At 43.4% G+C, this 22,052-nt stretch carries 22 protein-coding genes; 8 read left to right on the top strand and 14 right to left on the bottom strand.

What is annotated here, in order from left to right; translation table 11 throughout:
• Nucleotides 1-313: 313 nt before the first annotated feature.
• Complete coding sequence (locus EDC44_RS10240) at nt 314-1,138, top strand: DUF5718 family protein (protein ID WP_131978382.1); 825 nt, start codon at nt 314-316, stop codon at nt 1,136-1,138.
• Nucleotides 1,139-1,236: 98 nt separating this feature from the next.
• Nucleotides 1,237-3,078 carry an ABC transporter ATP-binding protein gene (locus tag EDC44_RS10235; RefSeq protein WP_131978379.1) on the top strand — a complete coding sequence of 614 codons (1,842 nt, stop codon included), beginning with the start codon at nt 1,237-1,239 and terminating at the stop codon, nt 3,076-3,078.
• Nucleotides 3,079-3,150: 72 nt separating this feature from the next.
• Here the strand turns inward: EDC44_RS10235 and lipA are convergent, their stop codons facing one another.
• The 11 genes from lipA to rhlB form a co-directional block, all read right to left on the bottom strand.
• On the bottom strand, nt 3,151-4,113 hold the full coding sequence (lipA, locus tag EDC44_RS10230; RefSeq protein WP_131978376.1) for a lipoyl synthase: 963 nt from the start codon (nt 4,111-4,113) through the stop codon (nt 3,151-3,153).
• Between the two features lie 15 nt (nt 4,114-4,128).
• Nucleotides 4,129-4,797, bottom strand: coding sequence for a lipoyl(octanoyl) transferase LipB (gene lipB, locus EDC44_RS10225; protein WP_131978373.1), 669 nt, complete (start codon nt 4,795-4,797; stop codon nt 4,129-4,131).
• 269 nt (nt 4,798-5,066) lie between these two features.
• Entirely contained in the window at nt 5,067-5,378 is a 312-nt protein-coding gene (gene ybeD, locus EDC44_RS10220) for a DUF493 family protein YbeD (protein WP_131978370.1), read from the bottom strand.
• Nucleotides 5,379-5,658: 280 nt separating this feature from the next.
• Nucleotides 5,659-6,291, bottom strand: coding sequence for an NUDIX hydrolase N-terminal domain-containing protein (locus EDC44_RS10215; RefSeq protein WP_131978367.1), 633 nt, complete (start codon nt 6,289-6,291; stop codon nt 5,659-5,661).
• An 11-nt stretch (nt 6,292-6,302) separates the two neighbouring features.
• Nucleotides 6,303-7,484, bottom strand: coding sequence for a serine hydrolase (locus EDC44_RS10210; protein WP_131978364.1), 1,182 nt, complete (start codon nt 7,482-7,484; stop codon nt 6,303-6,305).
• Between the two features lie 21 nt (nt 7,485-7,505).
• Nucleotides 7,506-8,348, bottom strand: coding sequence for a septal ring lytic transglycosylase RlpA family protein (locus EDC44_RS10205; protein WP_131978361.1), 843 nt, complete (start codon nt 8,346-8,348; stop codon nt 7,506-7,508).
• A 12-nt stretch (nt 8,349-8,360) separates the two neighbouring features.
• Entirely contained in the window at nt 8,361-9,470 is a 1,110-nt protein-coding gene (rodA, locus tag EDC44_RS10200; protein ID WP_131978392.1) for a rod shape-determining protein RodA, read from the bottom strand.
• Entirely contained in the window at nt 9,470-11,500 is a 2,031-nt protein-coding gene (gene mrdA, locus EDC44_RS10195) for a penicillin-binding protein 2 (protein ID WP_131978358.1), read from the bottom strand. Before mrdA ends, rodA begins: the two co-directional genes overlap by 1 nt.
• Before the next feature lie 12 nt (nt 11,501-11,512).
• A complete protein-coding gene (gene rlmH, locus EDC44_RS10190; protein ID WP_131978355.1) occupies nt 11,513-11,983 on the bottom strand; it encodes a 23S rRNA (pseudouridine(1915)-N(3))-methyltransferase RlmH in 471 nt (156 codons plus the stop codon).
• Between the two features lie 47 nt (nt 11,984-12,030).
• A complete protein-coding gene (gene rsfS, locus EDC44_RS10185; RefSeq protein ID WP_131978352.1) occupies nt 12,031-12,342 on the bottom strand; it encodes a ribosome silencing factor in 312 nt (103 codons plus the stop codon).
• A 108-nt stretch (nt 12,343-12,450) separates the two neighbouring features.
• Nucleotides 12,451-13,716 carry an ATP-dependent RNA helicase RhlB gene (gene rhlB / locus EDC44_RS10180; protein ID WP_131978348.1) on the bottom strand — a complete coding sequence of 422 codons (1,266 nt, stop codon included), beginning with the start codon at nt 13,714-13,716 and terminating at the stop codon, nt 12,451-12,453.
• 229 nt (nt 13,717-13,945) lie between these two features.
• On the opposite strand from rhlB, the gene rho reads away from it, so the two are divergent.
• Entirely contained in the window at nt 13,946-15,208 is a 1,263-nt protein-coding gene (gene rho / locus EDC44_RS10175; protein WP_131978345.1) for a transcription termination factor Rho, read from the top strand.
• Between the two features lie 34 nt (nt 15,209-15,242).
• On the opposite strand, the gene EDC44_RS10170 is transcribed toward rho, so the two are convergent.
• Complete coding sequence (locus EDC44_RS10170) at nt 15,243-16,133, bottom strand: LysR family transcriptional regulator (protein WP_131978342.1); 891 nt, start codon at nt 16,131-16,133, stop codon at nt 15,243-15,245.
• Nucleotides 16,134-16,334: 201 nt separating this feature from the next.
• Between EDC44_RS10170 and EDC44_RS10165 the strand changes: the two genes are divergently transcribed.
• The 5 genes from EDC44_RS10165 to EDC44_RS10145 all read left to right on the top strand — a co-directional run bounded on the left by EDC44_RS10165 (nt 16,335) and on the right by EDC44_RS10145 (nt 20,055).
• Nucleotides 16,335-17,087 carry an SDR family oxidoreductase gene (locus EDC44_RS10165; RefSeq protein WP_131978339.1) on the top strand — a complete coding sequence of 251 codons (753 nt, stop codon included), beginning with the start codon at nt 16,335-16,337 and terminating at the stop codon, nt 17,085-17,087.
• Nucleotides 17,088-17,169: 82 nt separating this feature from the next.
• Nucleotides 17,170-18,177 (top strand): alpha/beta hydrolase, encoded by a 1,008-nt coding sequence (locus EDC44_RS10160; protein WP_131978336.1) that lies wholly within the window; start codon nt 17,170-17,172, stop codon nt 18,175-18,177.
• 178 nt (nt 18,178-18,355) lie between these two features.
• Entirely contained in the window at nt 18,356-18,925 is a 570-nt protein-coding gene (locus tag EDC44_RS10155) for an NAD(P)H-dependent oxidoreductase (protein ID WP_131978333.1), read from the top strand.
• Nucleotides 18,926-18,935: 10 nt separating this feature from the next.
• Nucleotides 18,936-19,235: a YciI family protein gene (locus tag EDC44_RS10150; RefSeq protein ID WP_131978330.1), complete on the top strand. Its 300-nt coding sequence runs from the start codon at nt 18,936-18,938 to the stop codon at nt 19,233-19,235.
• A 115-nt stretch (nt 19,236-19,350) separates the two neighbouring features.
• The gene (locus EDC44_RS10145; RefSeq protein WP_243647938.1) at nt 19,351-20,055 is read left to right on the top strand and encodes a putative quinol monooxygenase; all 705 of its coding nucleotides are present in this window, start codon (nt 19,351-19,353) and stop codon (nt 20,053-20,055) included.
• Between the two features lie 118 nt (nt 20,056-20,173).
• Here EDC44_RS10145 and EDC44_RS10140 read toward each other — a convergent pair whose 3' ends face one another.
• Complete coding sequence (locus EDC44_RS10140; protein WP_424276111.1) at nt 20,174-21,070, bottom strand: IS256 family transposase, variant Zn-binding type; 897 nt, start codon at nt 21,068-21,070, stop codon at nt 20,174-20,176.
• A 174-nt stretch (nt 21,071-21,244) separates the two neighbouring features.
• Nucleotides 21,245-22,051: a peptide ABC transporter ATP-binding protein gene (locus EDC44_RS10135; protein WP_131978385.1), complete on the bottom strand. Its 807-nt coding sequence runs from the start codon at nt 22,049-22,051 to the stop codon at nt 21,245-21,247.
• Nucleotide 22,052 lies beyond the last annotated feature (1 nt).

Here is a 22,052-nt window from a genome sequence, read left to right as displayed (position 1 = left end):
CAAGTTGACACTTATTAAGACTTCAAAATTTAAAATAGTTTTTCAAAATCCATCTACAAGTGCCCACACAGATTGTCTGATTATATTGTTAAAGAGCAAAAAAGAACGACGCGAGGCGTATTTTTAAATCTTTTACAACGTCGCGTCGTTGTGTGGGGCGTATTATAGGGATTTGAAAATTCTTTGCAAGTACTTTTTGTAAAAAAGTTTAATTTTTTTGATGAGTGATTATTTTACATTCAAAAAGAAGTTGTTTTATGCAGTTTTTATCGGTAAAGTGCGGTTGTTTATTCAAAAATTTTTAGGAGAACTTATGGATTTTACACAAGCAATCGGGTTCGGTGTTGCCGGTAACTTTGCAGGTCACTTAGAGCAAGCGGGTGAAGCGGCAGATTTCAAAGAGGTGAAAACAGAAGAAGCTATTCAACCCAAAGCAATCTTTCCGTTTTATGTGCCTGCATCTGAAGCCGGTTTTCTTTCAGTATATCCTTTAAGCAATGAGCAAATTCAATTTCCTCACGACAATGCGGATAATCTGCAAATAGAACCGGAAATTGCATTAATTTGTGAACTCCAATATGAAAATCAAAAAGTCAGTAAAATCTTACCGCACTTTTTTGCCGCTTATAATGACTGTTCTATTCGTCGTCCGAATGCAAAAAAGATTTGCGAAAAGAAGAACTGGGGCGCTAATTCCAAAGGTTTATCCAATACTTTAATTCCGCTCACCTCTTTTGATGAACACAGTGAAATTAACCACTATCGCATCGCTTGTTTCCATAAACGTGCTCACCAGCTGAATGTATATGGTGTGGACAGTCTAGCTCTTGGTTACAGCTATTTTCATCAAAAATTATTAGATTGGATTGTTGATCGAATGAATAATCAACCAGATCAAGGCCCAATGAATCATATTGCATCATTGATCGAACAGGCCGGCAACCCGACGCAAGCGATCATTAGTGTGGGTGCGACAGGTTATACCCCATTTGGTGAAAGTAATTTCTTACAAATCGGAGATATCTCAATTGTCGTTGTCTATAACGGTGAAAAATATTCCGAGCAAGAAATTCGGCAAATGGCACAAGTTGAGCAGTTTGCAGATGATATTTCCGCATTAATTCAAAAAGTCGTGTAAAACCGACCGCACTTTATTCTCTTTTCTTTTTCGCCTATAATATCGGCAACAGGGGCAACCTAACATGGTTGCCTTTCGTTTTACTTTAAGGAAAGCTTATGTTTGATAAAATTTATTCATGGTTTGAAAACCGTCTGAATCCTTATCCTGAAGCCCAACCTGACACGCCTAAAAAAGGCTTGATTCCTTTTATTTGGTCCAGTATTGCGGGAATGAAAGGCTGGATTTTATTACTAACCATTCTCACTGTCGGTACAGGTGTGATTGAAGCATTGCTGTTTCAATTTATGGGTGTATTGGTCGATTGGTTAGGCAAATTTTCGCCTGCCGAACTTTGGGCTGAAAAAAACCATCAACTTATTGCAATGGCCGCGCTATTACTCTTCAGCATTATTTGGTTATTTTTAGCTTCTGCCGTTCGCCTACAAACATTACAGGGAATTTTCCCTATGCGTTTACGCTGGAATTTCCATCGTTTAATGTTAGGTCAAAGTCTCAGCTTTTATCAAGACGAATTTGCCGGCCGCGTATCGGCGAAAGTTATGCAAACCGCGCTTGCCGTGCGTGATACTGTTCTCACCATTGCCGACATGATGGTCTATGTTATGGTGTACTTTATCACTTCAGGCGTTGTGTTAGTCACATTGGACGGTTGGCTTTTGGTACCGTTTATTGCTTGGATTATTGCATTTGTAACGATCTTACGTTTGTTAATACCGAAATTAGCCAAAACCGCCGAACGACAAGCGGATGCCAGATCACTAATGACCGGTCGAATTACAGATGCCTATGCCAATATTGCTACCGTTAAACTATTCTCGCACGGTTCTCGCGAAGCAGGTTACGCGAAGCAATCTATGCAAGATTTTATGGTGACGGTACACGCTCAAATGCGCTTAGGCACTTCGCTGGATACGCTGACTTATGCGGCAAATGTGATGCTGACAGTAAGTACCGCAGCATTAGGTATTTGGTTATGGGCAAAAGGCACTGTGGGCGTTGGAGCCATTGCTACTGCCACCGCAATGGCATTACGTGTTAACGGTTTATCCCGCTGGATCATGTGGGAATCCGCCCGTTTATTTGAAAATATCGGCACGGTTAATGACGGTATGAACACCTTAACCAAGCCGCATACCATTGTGGATAAAGCCAATGCGTTGCCGCTACAAGTTAAACAAGGCGAAATCAAATTTACCGATGTCAGCTTTGCTTATGACGAAAATAAACCGTTATTACATCACTTCAATCTCACCATTAAACCGGGTGAAAAAGTCGGTCTGATCGGACGTTCCGGTGCAGGAAAATCCACAATTGTGAATTTATTATTGCGCTTTTACGAATCTAATGGCGGAACGATTTCTATCGACGGACAAAATATCTGCGATGTGCAACAAGAAAGTTTACGCAGTCAGATAGGCTTAGTGACACAGGATACCTCGCTCTTGCACCGTTCTGTGCGTGAAAATATTATCTATGGTCGTCCGAGTGCCACTGATGCAGAAATGATTTCTGCCGCAGAACGTGCGGAAGCCGCAGACTTTATTCCTGCATTAAGTGATGCTCAAGGGCGTACCGGATATGATGCTCACGTGGGCGAACGGGGCGTGAAACTCTCCGGCGGTCAACGTCAGCGTATTGCTATTGCTCGTGTCATGTTGAAAGACGCGCCGATTTTACTTTTAGACGAAGCCACCAGTGCCCTGGATTCCGAAGTGGAAGTAGCAATTCAAGAAAGTCTGGATAAGATGATGGAAAACAAAACCGTTATCGCCATTGCTCACCGTTTATCCACCATTGCGGCGATGGATCGCCTGATTGTATTGGATAAAGGTCAAATTATCGAACAAGGTTCGCACAACGAATTACTTGCTCAAAACGGCTTATATGCCAAACTGTGGAAACACCAAAGCGGCGGTTTCTTACACAGTGACGATTAATTAGTCTTGACTGAAAACGCAAGTGCGATTAAAAAAATAAAATTTTTAACCGCACTTTTTTTATTTTAAAGATTACTTCACCAACCCGCCGCTGGCCTGCAAATCTGCGTGATAGGAAGAACGTACGAATGGGCCGCAGGCAGCATGTTCAAAGCCCATTTCATGGGCTTTGTCTCTCATCATATCAAACTCCGTCGGCGGCACATAACGAGCGACCGGTAAATGATGACGGCTTGGTTGCAAATATTGCCCCAAAGTCAACATTGTCACGCCGTTGCTGCGTAAATCCTGCATCACTTGCAAAATTTCATCATTGGTTTCGCCTAATCCCACCATCAAACCCGATTTGGTCGGAATATCCGGGAACATTTGTTTAAAATCGTGCAACAGCTTTAATGACCATTGATAATCAGCTCCCGGACGGATTTCTTTATACAAACGCGGCACATTTTCCAAATTATGATTAAACACATCCGGCGGGTTGCTTTTTAATTTATCTAACGCCTGTTCGATACGCCCTCGGAAATCCGGCACTAAAATCTCAATTTTAATATTCGGATTCAATGCACGGATTTCTTTCACACATTCTGCAAAATGCCCCGCTCCACGATCCGGCAAGTCATCCCGATCCACAGAGGTGATCACCACATAACGCAATTTCATATCCTGAATGGTTTCCGCTAATTGTTTCGGTTCTTCAGGGTTCGGCGGCAGTGGTTTGCCGTGTGCCACATCACAGAACGGGCAACGACGGGTACAAATCGCCCCTAAAATCATAAAGGTTGCCGTGCCGTGATTGAAACATTCATGTAAATTCGGGCAGCTGGCTTCTTCGCACACAGAGTGTAAGCCATGACGACGCATACCGTTTTTAATGCTGTCGATTTTGGTAGAATTTGCCGGTAATTTGATTTTCATCCATTCCGGTTTTTTCAGTAATTCCTGGTTAGGATCGATATTTTTCACCGGGATAATGGAAGTTTTAGCGGCATCACGATATTTAACGCCGCGCTCCATTTTAAAAGGTGTTCCCATTTGTTATCCTTAATTTTATGCGAGACCGTCGATCTCTTGTACTGCTTGATAATTTAGTATTTGCGCAAAATGTGTCACTAAGTGCGGTGCGATTTCCGCGAGTTTTAAATCGGGGCGATTCAATAACATCGCCATTTGTGTCATTTGCAATCCCGCATAACCGCACGGATTGATTTGCTGAAAGGGTGATAAATCCATATTAATATTCAACGCTAAACCATGGAACGAACAACCTTTACGCACGCACAAACCTAAAGAGCAAATTTTCTGTCCGTCCACATAAACACCCGGTGCATCAGGTTTCGGATAACTATTAATGCCGAAGTCTACCAAAGCTTGAACCACAGTTTGTTCAAGTGCAGTTACCAAATGACGTACATTAAACTCGCTATTCAGTGCTTTTTGGCGACGAATATCAATGAGGACATACATCACCTGCTGACCAGGTCCATGATAGGTAATCTGTCCGCCACGATCGGATTGCACTACAGGAATATTGCTTTGATACAGCAAATGCTCCGCTTTACCCGCTTGACCTTGAGTAAATACCGGTGGATGTTCCACCAACCAGATTTCATCTAAGGTTTGCTCGTCACGGGTATCGGTAAACGCCTGCATCTTATGCCAAATTTCTTCATAAGGCCGCATGCCGAGCTGACGCACAATCAACATTGAACTATTCATTTTCGTATTCTATCCCTAATCCTCTGTACTCTAAAGGATGAAGCTCATTACACGGAAGTATTGCTTGAAAATTATGCTTTACTGACCTTCCGTTCATTTCGCCTTTACCATAGAAATTTACCGTCCAATAATCCAATTCACTAAATTCAAATTTAATAAATGTCAGATTGCCTATATCTTTGGCAAACGTCTGTTTAGGAAAGTTTCTTTCTATGTCTGTAATGTCACAATGCAGGAGTTATCCCATTGAGATATTCAATATCTTATTATTACAATACCATTCTCACACCATCAATTTCCGCTAATTCTTTATAAAGCGTATGAATATGATGGATATGCTCTGCGGTAACCGCAATCGAAACAGAATGATACGTTCCTTTGCCGCTCGGTTTTACCGTTGGCGAATAATCACCTTTAATATGTTTTTGTACCGTAGCAACCACGTTATCCACTAATTCCGGTGAGGCTTTACCTACAACCTTAAAAGTAAATTCACAAGGAAACTCTAATAAATCTTCTAATTTTTTTTGCGGAATATCGGCTAAGTTAATTGCTTTACTACCGTTATCTTCTACTGACATAATTTGTCCTTTGTCTTTGTTATTTGCATTTGTAATCATTATTTGGCAGTTAAACGCTTAGCAAACTGCTATATTCTAGCGCAAAATCAACAAACTTTGCAAAAATGTTACAAATATTATATATAATTGTTATCACAATTACCACAACCAGTGTGTTACCCGTTTCTTGCAACCTGATATAAGGCTTATGCTTGTCTTTTACAAGACTGATGACAAAAAGTGCGGTAGAAATTTTGAAAATTCTACCGCACTTTGAATCTTTAATTTTACTTAAAACAAGTTAGTCGAACTGTGTTACCCAAAATTTCGAATGGTATGCCTCAAAGCATAATGCTATCTGTGCTTTGGTATTTTTTTCTTCCGAAAGCGGCGGCAATTCGTCCAAGGCAAAATAACCGGAAGCGATGGTTTCGCTATTTTCAGCAAATTCCCCACCGATTAATTTACATTGAATAAACGTTTTAATGATACCGTAAGGAAACGGCTTAGGATTATGCCGTATCCGATCATGCAACGCAATCACGCGTTCAGGAATCACATCTAAACCGGCTTCTTCCTTCACTTCTTTGATAGTATTGGAAGCGAGGGATTCAAACACATCCACCCAACCACCGGGCAATGACCATAATCCGTCATTTTCCTGCACTAACAGAATTTTTCCACCTTGGAAAATCGCCGCACGGGTATCAATTTTTGGGGTCTGATAGCCAATTTCATTACAGAATAAGTCTTTTACTTTTTCCACCGAAATGCCTGTTTTCACACTTAACATTTCCGCAGAAATTTCACGCAAACGTTCAAAACGCTCTAAATCATAAACGTTAGTTGAATAAGTCAATCCCGCTTGGGCAATGCTTTGAATTTCCATTGCCCATTTAAGCCAAGGTTCTTGTAATAAAGTTGTGCTATTCATAACAGTCTGTTTTAGTCAAACAACCCTTTTACCGTTAATACGACCCAGTCCCAAGTTCTGCCGATAAAACCACCTTCAGCCACATCTTGCATCGCTTGCAAATCAACTTTGGCAATATCTTTACCGTCAAGCTGATACACTACGCGGCCTACCACTTCACCTTTGGTTAGCGGTGCTTGCAAATATTTTTTATTGAGTTCGTAACGCGCTTTAACATCAGCATTACGACCGCGTGGAATGGTAATATATTTATCTTGCAATACGCCTAAAGTGGCTTTGCTTGTATCACCGTAATAAACAGGTTGTTCAGAAACCACTTTGTCCGCTTCCAATGTTTTGAAAGTTTCAAAGCGGCTGAATCCCCATTGTAATAATTTTTTACTTTCAACTTCACGGCCTTTGATGGTTTCCACGCCCATTACCACAGAAATCAAACGCATGTTGTTATTGGTTGCAGAGGCGACCAGATTATAGCCGGCTTGATCCGTATGACCGGTTTTCATACCGTCCACATTCATGGTTTTATCCCACAACAAACCATTGCGATTAGGCTGTTTGATTTTATTGAAAGTAAATTCTTTTTCTGCGTAGATTTGGTATTCTTGCGGTAAATCACGAATAATATGCGAACCGATAATCGCCATATCACGAGCTGAGGAATATTGTTCAGGATGATCTAATCCGTGTACGGTTTTAAATTGGGTATTTTTAAGTCCGAATTGTGCCGCATATTTATTCATTATTTCCATAAATGCATCTTGACTCCCCGCCATATAATCAGCAATCGCAACACAGGCATCATTACCGGAAACAATGATAATTCCTTTATTTAAATCACCAACTGAAACCTGCTGATTTAAATTCAAGAACATTTTGGACGACCCCGGAAATTTTTGGCTCCATGAATTTTCATCAATAGTCACCATATCCGTTTCTCGCAATTTTCCTTGTTTAATAGCATCGCCGACGACATAGCTGGTCATCATTTTGGTTAATGATGCCGGAGCCTGACGTTGATCAGGATTCAATGAAGTCAATACCGCACCGGAATTATAATCCATTAAAATATAGCTTTGTGCATTAATTTGCGGTGCAGCGATATCATAAGATAAGTCTTCCGCCTGCACGGATAACGCGACCGTAAACAAACCCATTGCCAGTGCAATTTTTGTTTTGGATGCCTTTAAAAACATTTTATATTAGTCCTTCCGTTATTATTGATTATAAGTATAAAGCCGAACTTGTTGGCTTTTGCCCATTTGATTCAACTTGCTTTTTACATGATTGACATCTTGTTGACCGTTTAATTTGGTAAACAACACTTCATATTTTTTACCGTTTTTATTAATTTCCGCGTTCACATTTTTCATCGCAAGCTGCTCAATAATGTGTTCAGCTTCTTGTTTAGATGAAATATTAGCCATTTTAATGGACGTTAATGCATTATTCGGTTTATCCGTTGTTTTTTTAGCGATCTGAATATTCTCTTTAACCTGTCGGTTTTTAGCTAATTTAGCCAGACTTGCCGCACCAGCTCCCGAAATTTCACCATTACGCTCAACGTGCAATACTTCCATTTTTACCTTTTTTACACCGGCAGCCACCATACCCAATTCTTTTGCCGCAGCTTTCGATAAATCAATTTCACGGGATGTCACAAAAGGCCCGCGATCATTAATGCGTACAATTACCTTACGATTGTTACGCGGATTGCTCACCAATACATAGCTGTTTAAGGGTAAGGTTTTATGTGCTGCGGTAAATCCTTGCTGGTTAAACGCTTCGCCGCTTGCAGTGCGTCTCCCATGGAATTTATTATGATAAAAACTGGCAGCACCCGTTTTTGAATACTCTTTGGCTTTCGCCGTAGTCAATGTGGTGTAAGTCACGCCACGAACTTTATAGGAACTTGTTTTATAGGTTGCCGGGCGTTGAACTAATTTAGCCCCTTTAATACCGTAATTTTTTAATGTTTCAGGACTCGTCGCCATAGACAACGAGGCATTTGTGGCAAGGAATAACGTTGCCAACAGCGTTAAGGCTTGCTTGATTTTCATTAGATAGTTTTCCTATTTGTTTAACATTTTTTGTTTATGCGTATGGATGGACATAATCAGCCCAAACCCCGCCATGAGTGTCACGAATGAAGTGCCGCCATAACTAAACAACGGCAATGGTACACCGACTACGGGCAAAATGCCACTCACCATACCAATATTTACAAAAATATAAACAAAAAATATCAGTGTTAACGCACCGGTTAAGATGCGACCGAATGCAGTTTGAGCCTGTACGCCGATAGTTAATCCGCGTGCAATAATGAACAGATAAATGGCTAATAAAATAAGAATACCCACCATTCCGTGTTCTTCACTCAATACCGCAAAAATAAAATCCGTATGGGGTTCCGGTAAAAATTCCAACTGCGATTGTGTACCCTGCATCCAGCCTTTACCCCATATCCCGCCCGATCCGATAGCGATTTTGGATTGAATAATATGATAGCCCGAACCCAATGGATCTTTTTCCGGATCAAGCAAGGTCATTACTCGGGTACGTTGATAATCATGCATCAGGAACATCCACAGGATCGGTAAAAAACCGGCCAACCCAACTACCGCCGTCATAATAAGCCGCCAGCTCATTCCTGCCAAAAATACAACAAAAACACCGGAGGCACTCACTAAAATCGAAGTGCCCAAATCCGGCTGAATCGCTACCAATAACGTCGGCACGATAATAATCACTAAGGCAATCATCGTATTAGATAAACTCGGCGGTAACGGTCGCGCCCCTAAAAAAGTCGCCACCATTAATGGAACTGACAATTTTACAATTTCCGAAGGTTGAAAACGAAATAATCCTAAATCCAACCAACGTTGTGCACCTTTACTGGTGGTTCCGATTAAGTCCACCAAAATCAACATGATAATGCCCGCAATAAATAAATAGGGGGCAACCCGCTGATAAAACCGCGGCGGAAACTGAGCCATAACCATCATGACCGCAAATCCTAAAATCAACTGGATAATACGGTTTTTAACCATTGCTTCATTCGCACCTGATGCACTATATAGCACAAATAAACCATAACCGGATATCACAATCAGCCCGCACAACAACCAAAAATCTAAGTGCATTTTTTGCCATAGGGAAAGTAAAATTTTCTTTTCTTCCATCATTCCGTTTCCCTAGTATTTATTTCTTGATTATTTGATTCAATTTGTCCGCTATTGTTCGGTTCACTATTCTCATTTTCTATCGGAACAGCCAATTCTGTTTGCTTATCCTGGGTATCCATAGAAATCGGCTGATAATTCGACCGCACTTGCGGTAATCGGCGATTTAAATAAAAATCCATTATCTGACGCACTACCGGAGCCGCATTACTTGAACCACCGCCGGCATTTTCTAAAATAATAGACACCACCATTTCCGGATTATCATAAGGGGCATAGGCAGTAAACCACGCATGGTCGTGCAAATGCTTTGACAAGTTCTTTGCATTATAAGTTTCATTTTCTTTTAAACTGAACACTTGAGCCGTGCCGGATTTGCCCGCAGCATGATAAGATGCTCCGGCAAATGCTTTACGCCCCGTACCCGCCGTCGAGTTAATTACGTTGTACATTCCGCGTTTGGCTAAATCCCAATACAGCGGTTTCGGTTCGGTAATGTCTTCATATAACAGCGGATCTTTATAAGGTTCTACCGTACCGCCCGTCACTTCTTTCATTAAATGTGGCGTATTCACTTTGCCGTTATTGACAAAAACCGTTGTGGCTTTCGCTAATTGCAATGGCGTTGCCGTCCAATAACCTTGGCCGATTCCTACCGGAATAGTATCCCCTTGCACCCAGGCTTTTTTATAACGTTTTTGTTTCCATTCTTTGGTCGGCATAATCCCTACGGTTTCCGGTGTAATATCAATACCGGTTGGCAGACCAAAACCAAAGCGTTTCATCCATAACGACAAGCGGTCAATGCCCATATTGTAAGCGGTTTGATAGAAAAAAGTATCGGATGATTCCGTAATCGCTTTAACCAACCCTGTACTGCCATGACCGCTCTTTTTCCAGTCGCGGTAACGCTTGGTGCTATTCGGCAAAGACCAATAACCGGGATCGTAAATCGTCGTGCCGGAGGTAATCACATTTTCCGTTAATGCGGCGACGGCAATAAACGGTTTCACCGTCGATGCCGGCGGATATGCCCCTTGTGTGGCACGACTATACAACGGACGGTCTTCATCGTTTAATAATTTGCGATAATTTTCACTGGAAATGCCGCCTACGAATAAATTGTTATCATAGCTCGGACTGGACACCATCGCCAAAATACTGCTGTCTTTCGGATCCATCACCACAACCGCACCGCGCTGCCCTTTGAGCAAATCCGCAATAAAAAGCTGCAATTGCAAATCAATGGTTAAATGAATACTTTTGCCCGCAATGGCCGGCTGTTCCCGCAAAGTGCGAATTTGCTTGCCACGGTTATTCACTTCCACTTCTTCAAAGCCTACTTCGCCGTGCAACTGTTCTTCATAGTAGCCTTCAATGCCCGATTTACCGATATCGTGAGAACCGGAATAATTGGCTATCAGCTCTTTTTCTTTCAGACGTTCCACATCTTTGTCATTAATTTTCGCCACATAACCCAAAATCGGCGTGAGTGGTTCGCCATATAAATAATGGCGTTTAAAATACGGCCGCACTTCAAGGCTTGGATATTTATATTGATCTACGGCAAAACGGGCGATTTGCTCTTCGGTCAAATCCCCTTTCAGCAGAATATAGGTATAACGGGTGGAACGGCGGCGTTCTTTTTTAAAGGCTTCGATGTCATCATCGGTTAAGCCGATAATCGGGCGTAATTCCTCTAAAGTGCGGTTTAAATTTTCGACTTTTTCCGGCACGATGTATAAGCCGAAGAAAGTGAGATTTTCCGCCAATAATTTGCCGTAACGATCATAAATTAAGCCACGCGTCGGTGGTAACGGTAATAACTTAATACGGTTGCCGTCAGAACGGGTTTGATAAACTTCATTATTGAGAATTTGTAAATGATATAAATTGGTGAGCAATACGCCGGTCAGCACTAACACGCCAATAAAGGTGATTAATGCTCGGCGGGCAAAAAGATTACGTTCCGCTTTGGCATCCCGAATCGGTGTGTGTACAGGTTGGGCAAAAAACTTTTTCCAATTCATTGTTTTATAATATTATTCTCGATGATACGGATGATTGGTTGTAAGCGACCAAGCACGATACAGACTTTCCGCCACCACCACTCGAACCAGCGGATGTGGCAAGGTCAAAGGCGATAAAGACCAACTGCTTTCGGCTGCCACTTTGCACTCCGATGATAAACCTTCCGGCCCGCCAATCAGCAAACACACATCACGTCCGTCATTTTTCCAACGCTCAAGCTGTTGTGCTAACTGTTCCGTAGTCCAAAGCTTACCGGGAATATCCAATGCCACGATATTGCTATTTTTCCCGCAAACCGCCATCATTTGCTCGCCTTCTTTTTCCAAAATACGTTTAATATCCGCATTTTTACCCCGTTTACCGGCAGGAATCTCCACCAGTTCAAAAGGCATATCTTTTGGAAAACGGCGTTGATATTCGTTGAATCCTTTTGTCACCCAATCAGGCATTTTGGTTCCAACGGCAATGAGTTGAATTTTCATAATAAAAATCTATAAAAAACAACCGCACTTTTATAAGTCAGTGCGATTTAGCTCCAAAGTTTTTCCAACTGATACATTTCGCGGCTGTCTTGTTGCATTAAATGCACTAACACTTGCCCGAAATCGACCACCACCCAATCAGCAGTAGCTTTGCCTTCTTCACCAAAATTTTCAATACCGGCTTTTTTGCAATCATCGATCAAATTCTGAGCCATTGATCCTACGTGACGGCTTGATGTCCCCGTGCAAATCACCATATCATCGACAATCGGTGATTTTCCTTTTACATCAAGATGTTGAATATCTTTAGCTTTTAATTCGTCTAATTTGTTAATAATAAATTCAATTGTGTTAGTCAAAATATTGTCCTTTTTGCTCAATAAGAGCGAGATTTTAGCATAAAATTTGTGGAATGGCGAAAGTAAAAACGCCCGCACAGTCAGACTATACGGGCTTATGGGAATGAATTAATAACGTTTCTTAAATCCCCGTTGTCCTGTTTTGTTCACAGAAGTGCGGTGCGTTTGTACGCGGTTTTCGCTTTTTAAGCGGTACGGTTTCGGCAAATCCTGAATAAGGGATTCCGGGTCATATTGGCTCACCGGAATACTGTGGCCGATATATTCCTCAATCGCCGGTAAATTCATGGCATATTCTTCACAAGCGAAGCTGATAGATACACCACTTTCACCCGCACGTCCGGTACGCCCGATACGGTGCACATAATCCTCCCGATCATCAGGCAGATCATAGTTAAACACATGAGTGACATCCGGAATATGTAAACCGCGGGCGGCTACATCAGTGGCAACCAAAATATCTAATGCACCGTCGGTAAACCGCTTCAACAATGCCAATCGTTTTTTCTGTGCCACATCGCCGGTGAGCAACCCCACACGCTGACCGTCTGCCGCCAAATAACCCCAAATACGTTCACACTGATGTTTGGTGTTGGCAAAAATAATACAACGTTCCGGCCATTCTTCCTCTAATAAGGTCATCAGCAACGGCATTTTGTCTTGGTTGGACGGATAAAATAATTCCTCTTTAATACGGTGACCGGTTTTTTGTGCCGGTTCGATTTCCACATACTCCGGATCGTTCATATCCTCAAAAGCCAGTTCACGCACTTTGTAAGAAAGCGTTGCGGAAAACAGCATAGTCAAGCGGTCCTGCGGACTAGGACATTTACGCAGCAAGTAGCGGATATCTTTGATAAATCCCAAATCGAACATACGATCCGCTTCATCCAACACCACTACTTGAATATGCTTCAAGCTAATCACGCCTTGTTTCACATAATCAATCACCCGCCCTGTGGTACCGATTAAAATATCCACGCCCCGTTCGATGGCTTTCAACTGTTTATCATAACCGTCACCGCCATAAGCCAGTGCAGTTTTCAGTCCGCTAGTCTGTACTAAAATTTCTGCATCCGCTGCAATCTGCACCGCCAATTCACGGGTCGGGGATAAAATCAAAGCTCGCGGCCGGCCATTGGTTTCAACATTAGGTGCAGAGAGTAAATGATGAAAAAGTGCGGTTAAAAACGCCATAGTTTTGCCCGTACCGGTTTGTGCCTGACCTGCAATATCTCTGCCTTGCAAGGTAATCGGTAGGGAAAGTGCCTGAATCGGCGTGCAATATTCAAAGCCTTTATTTTGCAAAGCCTGCAAAACAAGTGGGTGTAAAGGCAGCGCAGCAAAACGCTGTTGGCTTAAATGTTCTGTCATAAATAATATTCTGTCTGTTTTTAGGTAAAAATTGCTGCTAAGGATAACATATAAATATAATTTATTGAAAAACCAACCGCACTTTCTGTGATTTTAGTAATAAAAACTGGACAAAATACAGATTTGATGGTATCTTTACGGCCATTCAAATTCAAACGAATTCAACCCGATTATATTGTAATCAATTCCTTATCTTAAATAACAAAACAAACCAACTAACAACATTTCTATGAATTTAACAGAACTCAAAAACACGCCTGTATCAGAACTTGTTCGATTAGGCGAAGAACAAATGGGCCTTGAAAATTTAGCCCGTTTACGCAAACAAGACATTATTTTCGCTATTCTTAAACAACACGCTCAAAGCGGTGAAGACATTTTCGGTCAGGGGGTGCTGGAGATTTTGCCGGACGGCTTCGGTTTCTTACGCTCAGGCGACAGCTCTTATTTGGCCGGTCCTGACGACATTTATGTCAGCCCAAGTCAAATCCGTCGTTTCAACCTACGTACCGGTGATACCATTGAAGGTAAAATCCGACCGCCGAAAGAAGGCGAACGCTATTTCGCATTGCTCAAAGTCGATAAAGTCAATGACGACCGTCCGGAAATATCCCGCAGTAAAATTCTTTTTGAAAACTTAACTCCGCTTCACGCCAATTCTCGTTTACGTATGGAACGCGGTAACGGCTCTACCGAAGATTTAACTGCCCGTATTTTGGATCTAGCGGCACCAATCGGTAAAGGCCAACGCGGTTTGATCGTTGCACCGCCGAAAGCCGGTAAAACTATGTTGCTGCAAAATATCGCACAAAGTATCACCAGCAACTATCCGGAATGTGTGTTAATGGTGTTATTGATCGACGAACGCCCGGAAGAAGTAACGGAAATGCAGCGTTCGGTGAAAGGCGAAGTGATTGCGTCCACCTTTGACGAACCGGCAGCCCGTCACGTACAAGTGGCGGAAATGGTAATCGAAAAAGCCAAACGCTTGGTAGAGCACAAAAAAGACGTGGTGATTTTGCTTGACTCCATTACCCGTTTAGCCCGTGCTTATAACACCGTAACCCCAGCTTCCGGGAAAATATTATCCGGTGGTGTGGATGCCAACGCCTTACATCGTCCTAAACGCTTCTTTGGTGCGGCACGTAATGTAGAAGAAGGCGGCAGCCTAACCATTATCGCCACTGCATTAGTGGACACCGGTTCCAAAATGGATGAAGTGATTTTTGAAGAGTTCAAAGGTACAGGTAATATGGAATTGCACTTATCTCGCAAAATTGCCGAAAAACGCATATTCCCGGCTATCGACTTCAATCCGTCCGGCACGCGTAAAGAAGACTTGCTTACCACACCTGACGAACTACAAAAAATGTGGATCTTACGTAAAATTCTTAATCCAATGGGTGAAGTGGAAGCCATTGAATTCCTTGTGGATAAATTAATGGTCGCCAAAACCAATGAAGAATTTTTTGAAGTAATGAAACGTTCATAATTTAAAAATCAATAAAAATTGAGCAGCCCCCAAGCTACCACCTCTTCGCTTTCTCCACAAAAAAGTCCGCCACGGCTTTAACCCGTGGGGCGAGTTGGGTGCGGTGGGGGTATTGCAGCACCAGTGGAAATTCGTTGCGGCGGTAAAGTTGCGGCAGTAGCTTTTGCAAGCGACCGTCGGCGAAATAAGGTTTGGCGAGATAGTCAGGCACTTCGGCAATGCCCAAGCCAAGCAAGGCAGCGTTGGTGACAGCTTCGGAGTCGAAGCAGGTGATGGCCGCTTGGTAGGGTTTGATAACTTGATTATCCTGAAAATGCCAAAGCTGGTATTTGCCGCTGAGAAAACGCCGTGCAATCAGGCGATGGTGGTGCAAATCCGCTACGCTTTGCGGTTCGCCTGCTCGGGCGAGATAGGCCGGGGCGGCAACCAGCGAGGTGGTCATCGTCATCAACGGGCGTTGGATAAGCGACGAATCTTCAATCACACCACCGCGAATCACCAAATCATAGCCATCTTTAACGAAATCGATCACGCGGTCGTTGAAATCTAATTCGAGTTGCAGCTGCGGATAGCGGCTTTGCAACTCGGGCAGCAACGGTAGCACCAAATGCCGCCCGATGGCTGCCGGCAACGAAATCCGCACCCTACCCACGGGCGAGCTTTGGGCGATTTTCAGCGTATCGGCAGCAACTTCCAACATAGCCAAGGCAGGCTGCACTTGCTGTAAAAACTCTTTCCCTTCCGCCGTCAGGCTCAGGCTGCGGGTGGTGCGGTTAAACAGCCGCACACCGAGGAATTTTTCCAAAATACCGATGCTTTTACTAATGGCGGCAGGCGTGATGTTTTGCTGTTCGGCCGCGGCAGTAAAGCTGCCGCTGCGGGCGGTTTGCACAAAAACCGCAATATGCTTGTAGTGATCTTGCATTGTATTTTCAACTTTGAGTTGTAGGTATTTTGTTATTTTAGCTACTTTTGTTCATTAATCCAAATATTAAACACAGTTTCCGATAAAAACCGACCGCACTTTTTCAACTTTAAGTTGACAGTGTTATTCCCATTATGCTCTTTTTCTACTATTTGAAAAGCGTACAATACCATTCATCAACAACAAACAAGGAAATAGAAAATGAGCAACAATATTCAAAACAAAGTCGTAATTATTACAGGCGCATCCAGTGGTATCGGCGAAGCCACCGCCTACAAACTTGCCGAACAAGGAGCGAAATTGGTATTGGGCGCACGCCGTGAAGCCAAATTGCAGACGATTGCGGACAACATCAAAGCGAAAGGCGGCGAAGCGGTGTACCGCGTGACCGATGTGGTGAAACCCGAAGATAACACCGCTTTGGTGGAACTGGCGAAATCAGCTTTCGGCAAGGTGGAGGCGATTTTCTTAAATGCAGGTTTAATGCCGAACTCGCCGTTTTCCGCCTTGGAAACCGCCAACTGGAATGCGATGGTGGATGTCAATATCAAAGGCGTGTTAAACGGTATCGCCGCTGTGTTACCGACTTTTGAAACACAAAAATCCGGGCATATCATCAGTGTATCTTCAGTGGCAGGTTTGAAAGTCTATCCCGGTGCAGGCGTGTATTGCGGCACCAAATGGGCGGTGAAAGCCATTATGGAAGCACTGCGTATGGAGTCCGCCCAAGCCGGCACAAATATCCGCACCGCCACCATCTACCCTGCCGCCGTGCAGTCGGAATTGGTGGCAGGCATTACCGATAAAGACACCTCGGCAGGCTACCGCCAACTGTACGACACCTACGAAATCCCCGCCGAACGGGTGGCAAACGTGGTGGCATTTGCCTTAAACCAACCTGGAGATACCAACGTCAGCGAGTTTACTTTAGGCCCGACTACACAGCCTTGGTAATAGGTATCTGTCTCAAATAATGCCGTCTGAGCAAAAATTTAGACGTCATTACCGTAAAATAAAATCCAAAGGAGATCAAACGATGAAAAAATCCTTATTACTCACCGCACTTTTAGCCGCACTAACTTTCAATGCAACAGCATCCGATTTCAAGCGGTTATCGCCTGAGCTACAAGCCCCTGTCAAAGAATGGGTGCGTGATTTCGATACGGCTGCAACCGCAACAGCACAAACCCGAGCCATCAAGGCACGTTTGGCTGACATACCGCAGCCCGCCGCCAAAATTACTGCTCCTGCTAACGGTGAACAACCTGCGGTGGATTTATACGTTTACCGCCCGAGCAAAGCTGAAGATAAAAAGTTACCGGTTATTTATTACACCCACGGCGGCGGCTACATTATGGGGGTTGCACGACAATCCGGCACACTGTTGCAATCCCTTGCCGACCGGCATAATGTGGTGGCGGTAAGCGTGGAATATCGTCTGGCTACGGCCGCCCCTTTTCCCGCCGATATTAACGATGCCTATCACGGCTTGAGCTATGTGCAAAAAAATGCGGAAATATTCGGTATCGACCCGAACAAAACCATTCTGCTGGGCGACAGTGCTGGTGGCGGTTTGACCGCGCGTTTGGCACTCTACGCCCGCGACAAAGCCGAATTGCCGCAACCTATCGGTCAAGTTTTAATTTACCCGATGTTGGATTACCGTACCGGTTCGGTCGAATCGCTTTACCCTGAAGATCACACCGGTGAATTTGTGTGGACGCGTGCTTCCAACCGCTTCGGCTGGGCAACATTGCGTAGCGGGCAAAGTATCGAAGCCGGGCAAATGCCGTATTTCTCTGCCGCAACCGCCACTAACCTGAAAGGTTTGCCACCGACTTATCTCGTGGTAGGAGATTTGGATTTATTTGTGCATGAAGATTTGGATTACGCTAGCCGCTTAATCGCCGGCAACGTCCCGACACGCGTAAACGTGATTCCAAACTTCTACCATGCTGCACAAGATATCGCACCCGATTCGCCGGAAGCAAAAAGTTTCACTGAAAACCTGAATCAGGCGATTGCAGAAATGTTGCCGCGGTAAAGTTATTTTGTAATAAATATCGATTTTAATGCCATCTGAAAATCAAATTGCTTTCAGACGGACTTATTTTCAACTTAAAGTTACAAGAGATATTCTTTTTATCGACTTTTTCTTATCCGTGAAAACAATAAAATAGCCCTCATCGAAACCACAAACTGAATTAAAAAAGGAAATTCAAATGAAAACATTATTAGTTGTCTCTCACCCGAATTTTGCCCAATCCCGTGTGATTAAAGCCTTGGCGGAAGCCGCTGGCAGCCTGCAGGATGTGGAAATCCGCAATATCGACGTGCTGTACGGCAAGGATTTTACCGCCATTGATGTGGAAGCGGAAAAAGCCGCCCACGAGCGTGCCGATCGCATTGTTTATTTGTTCCCGATTCACTGGTTCAACCTCACGCCGATGTTAAAAGCCTATATGAACAGCGTGTGGCAATACGGCTGGGCGTTTGGCGAAGGCGGTTTTGCTTTTGCGGGCAAAGAGTTGCAGATTATCGCCGCCGCAGGTGCAGCGGATTCCACCTACCAACATGACGGCTTGGTTCGTTACACCGGTGCGGAAGTGCTTGCCCCGCTGGAAGCCAGTGCCTACTACACCAGTTTCACTTACAATCAGCCGCTGTTTTTCACCAGCTCCAATGCGGTGAGCGATGAGGGCTTGCAAGAATGGCAACGGCAAGTCATCGAACGCCTGCAATCCGCCAAAGGCAGCAATGTAAAAGGCGTTTCCACCCGTCAACCGCAATAAGGAGCAGCAAATGTATTTAATTGATATTGTATTGGATAGCGACAACATCCCTGCCGATAAAGCCGATGAAATGCTGACCGCTCACCGTGCGTGGTTCGGCAAATTCGCTCAAGCAGGTAATTTTCTGATTATCGGCCCGTACCGCGATCAAGCCCACGCTGGTGTGATTGTGGCACAAGCCGCCAGCCGTGAAATGCTGGAAGCGATTTTGGCGGAAGATGTCTATTACCCGAATTTGGCACGCTACACCGTGCGTGATTTCCAAGCCAATTTTGTGGCGGAACACATCGCACAGTTTAAAGGCAATTAACGACTTGCAAGCGGTCGGATTTTCGGCAAAAATTCCCCCGAAACCGACCGCACTTTTATACAATGCCGTCTGAAACTTTTTAGACAGTACTATAACCAAAACAAGGAGAGAAACAATGACACCGCTGAAAACCCTCACCGCCGCCGCGGCCCTTACCCTCTCGCTCGCTGCCCACGCTGCGCCCGTGTTCAACCTGTTCGAGCTGGGCGTGCAGCCGTCGCAAGCCGCACGTTACAACCAAATCGGCGAACACAATATCCGCACTTCCGTTACAGACGAGGCAGGCACACTGGCGATGTATTCGGTTAAAGGTAAAGAATTTAACTATATGGCGGAAATTTACGCCGATGAAGCCGCTTATCAAAAGCACCTAAAATCGCCGCAATACAAGGCATTTTTAACCGCCTCGCCGCAGATTCTGACCGAACATAAAAAGAAAATCGAACTGCTTCCTCAATTTTTGGGCGATAAAAAAGTCGAGCAAACGGCGGATACGCTGACCAATTTGGTGATTGTGAACGTGAAGCCCGAGCATAATCAGGCATTTGCCCGCATTGTGCGTGATGAAATGGTGCAGTCGCTGAACGTAGAAGACGGCGTACGTGCTATTTACGCCGCCACCGCCAAAGAGGAACCGAACCGCTGGTATTTTTTTGAAATTTACGCAAGCGAACCGGCCTATCAGCAACACCGACAAACCCTGCATTTTCAAAGCTATTTGAAAGAAACAGCGGTAATGCTGCAAGCCAAAAAAGCCGTCAACATCATTCCGCAAACGCTGATGAATAAAGGCGGATTGGCGTTTGATAATGTGAAATAGCCAAATTTTTCAGCTTTTTTGGCATAAAGGACAAATGTAATGGTTTTTTAGAGACGAACTCTCATAAAGGACAAATGTAATGGTCAAAATACAACCTATTTTGACCATTCTCTTTAACTTAAACACCTAAAATATCATCAATAATTTTCTGCTTTTGAGCCTTTGATAACCCATTATGCGAACGTAATTTTTGCTTCAAATGAGCGAAGCAGCCTTCAATTTTATTAGATGTTTTGGGAATATTAAATTCAGGATATGTCTGATAAGTAAACAACATATTAAGGTGCGTTTTTAGACTTCGATAAGCACTTCTAAGCCGTCGGTGCGTATAGTGTGATTTGCCGGTTTCCGGGTTAATATTGCGTTCATTCAGATAATCTTCCCACTCATCAAACCAAGCAGCCAAATAGTCGCTAAATTGCGTTAATGTTGATACCGAGAGCAAATTGGCGATAAACCATAATTGCTGTGCCGGTAAGGCTTTAGGACGCTTTGAAAGGTATCTTTGAATAATCTTGAGCTGATGAAATTGACACATTTGGCACGGAATCGCATTTAACCCTTTAATAAGCCCTAACCGCCCATCACACACCACTGCCTTGATAGTGAATCCTTGTGCTTGTAATAAGGATATTCCTTTTAAATACAATGCGTTAGTCTCATTTTTGACATAAAACTTAAGTAGGTTTCTACCGGTATAAAAATCTTTAAACAACATTACGCCAAAATCACGCTTCCAGTAGGTGGTATCCATCAATAATACGACCTCTGAAGCGATTGGCGGTGTTAGTTTGAGCGGATAATTTTTGAGTCGTCTTTGGATTGTTTTAGGTGAACAACCATACTTATTAGCGAGCGTTTTTAATGACTGATTGGCATAAACATACTCACGCCAAATGATTTCATCTGAAAGGCGATAGCCCCCTTGAAATTGTCGATGGCAATCGTTGCATTTGTATCGTTGTTTGCTGCGGGCTATACCATATTTTTGTGTATGAGAACTACCACAATGAATACATTTTTTGATTCATATACTTTGAAGTCCGTTAAATCCGCTTAGAATAAGGGGGGAACGGACTTTTGACCATTACATTTGTCCTTTATGCCGCTTTTTTTAACTGCTTGTTTTTGCTAACGGTCGGTTTTAGAGGAGAATCAGGTAAATTCCCCAAAACCGACCGCACTTTTGCTACATGAATTTGGCATAATCCACCGCCCAAGCACTTTCATCTAATTTATGTCCGAAAAAGCCTTCGACTAAACGGCGTGTAATATCATTTTGCGGATTGCTTAAGATTTCTTTTGTTGTGCCGTATTCTAGCATCATGCCATCGTTCATCACTAACACTTCATCTGCGATATGTTTAATAATGCCGATATGTTGGCCGACATAAATATATGACAAATCAAAACGTTCCTGTAATTCCATCATTAAGTTGGTCAATTGAGTTCGGACGGACATATCAAGGGCGTTCAAGCTGTCATCCGCAATGACTATTTTAGGTTCCACAATTAATGCTCTGGCTAATGCAACCCGTTGTTTTTGGCTTACCGACATTGTGCCGATTTTGACATTAGCATGATCAGGATACAATCCGACCATTTGCAACATTCTAAAGATCTTTTCATTACGTAAATCTTCATCCAAGTCAGTAAGTAATCTCAGTGGTGCGTCTAAAATCTGTCCGACATTCAATCTGGCATTAAATGCGGAATTAGGATCTTGGAATAGCATACGGATATGCTTTGAACGAAAGTGATTATCCCCAAAGGAAAGTGCGGTGCCATTTAGAAAAATTTTGCCCGATGTCGGTTCGGTTAGTCCTGCAATCATTTTTACCAAGGTAGATTTGCCCGAACCGTTATTACCGATAATAGCTAAGGTTTTTTTAGCTTCAAGTGTGAAGCTCACATTCTGTACAGCCAGAAATTGACGATTACCGAATATACCGCTCGGAAAATATTTTGTGAGGTCTTCAACTTGTAATAATGGTATC

This window comes from Cricetibacter osteomyelitidis (assembly GCF_004340985.1).
In the GTDB taxonomy this organism is placed as follows: Bacteria; Pseudomonadota; Gammaproteobacteria; order Enterobacterales; family Pasteurellaceae; genus Cricetibacter; species Cricetibacter osteomyelitidis.
The sequence above is the reverse complement of the archived record's forward strand: the minus strand, read 5'-3'. Positions and strand labels throughout refer to the sequence as shown.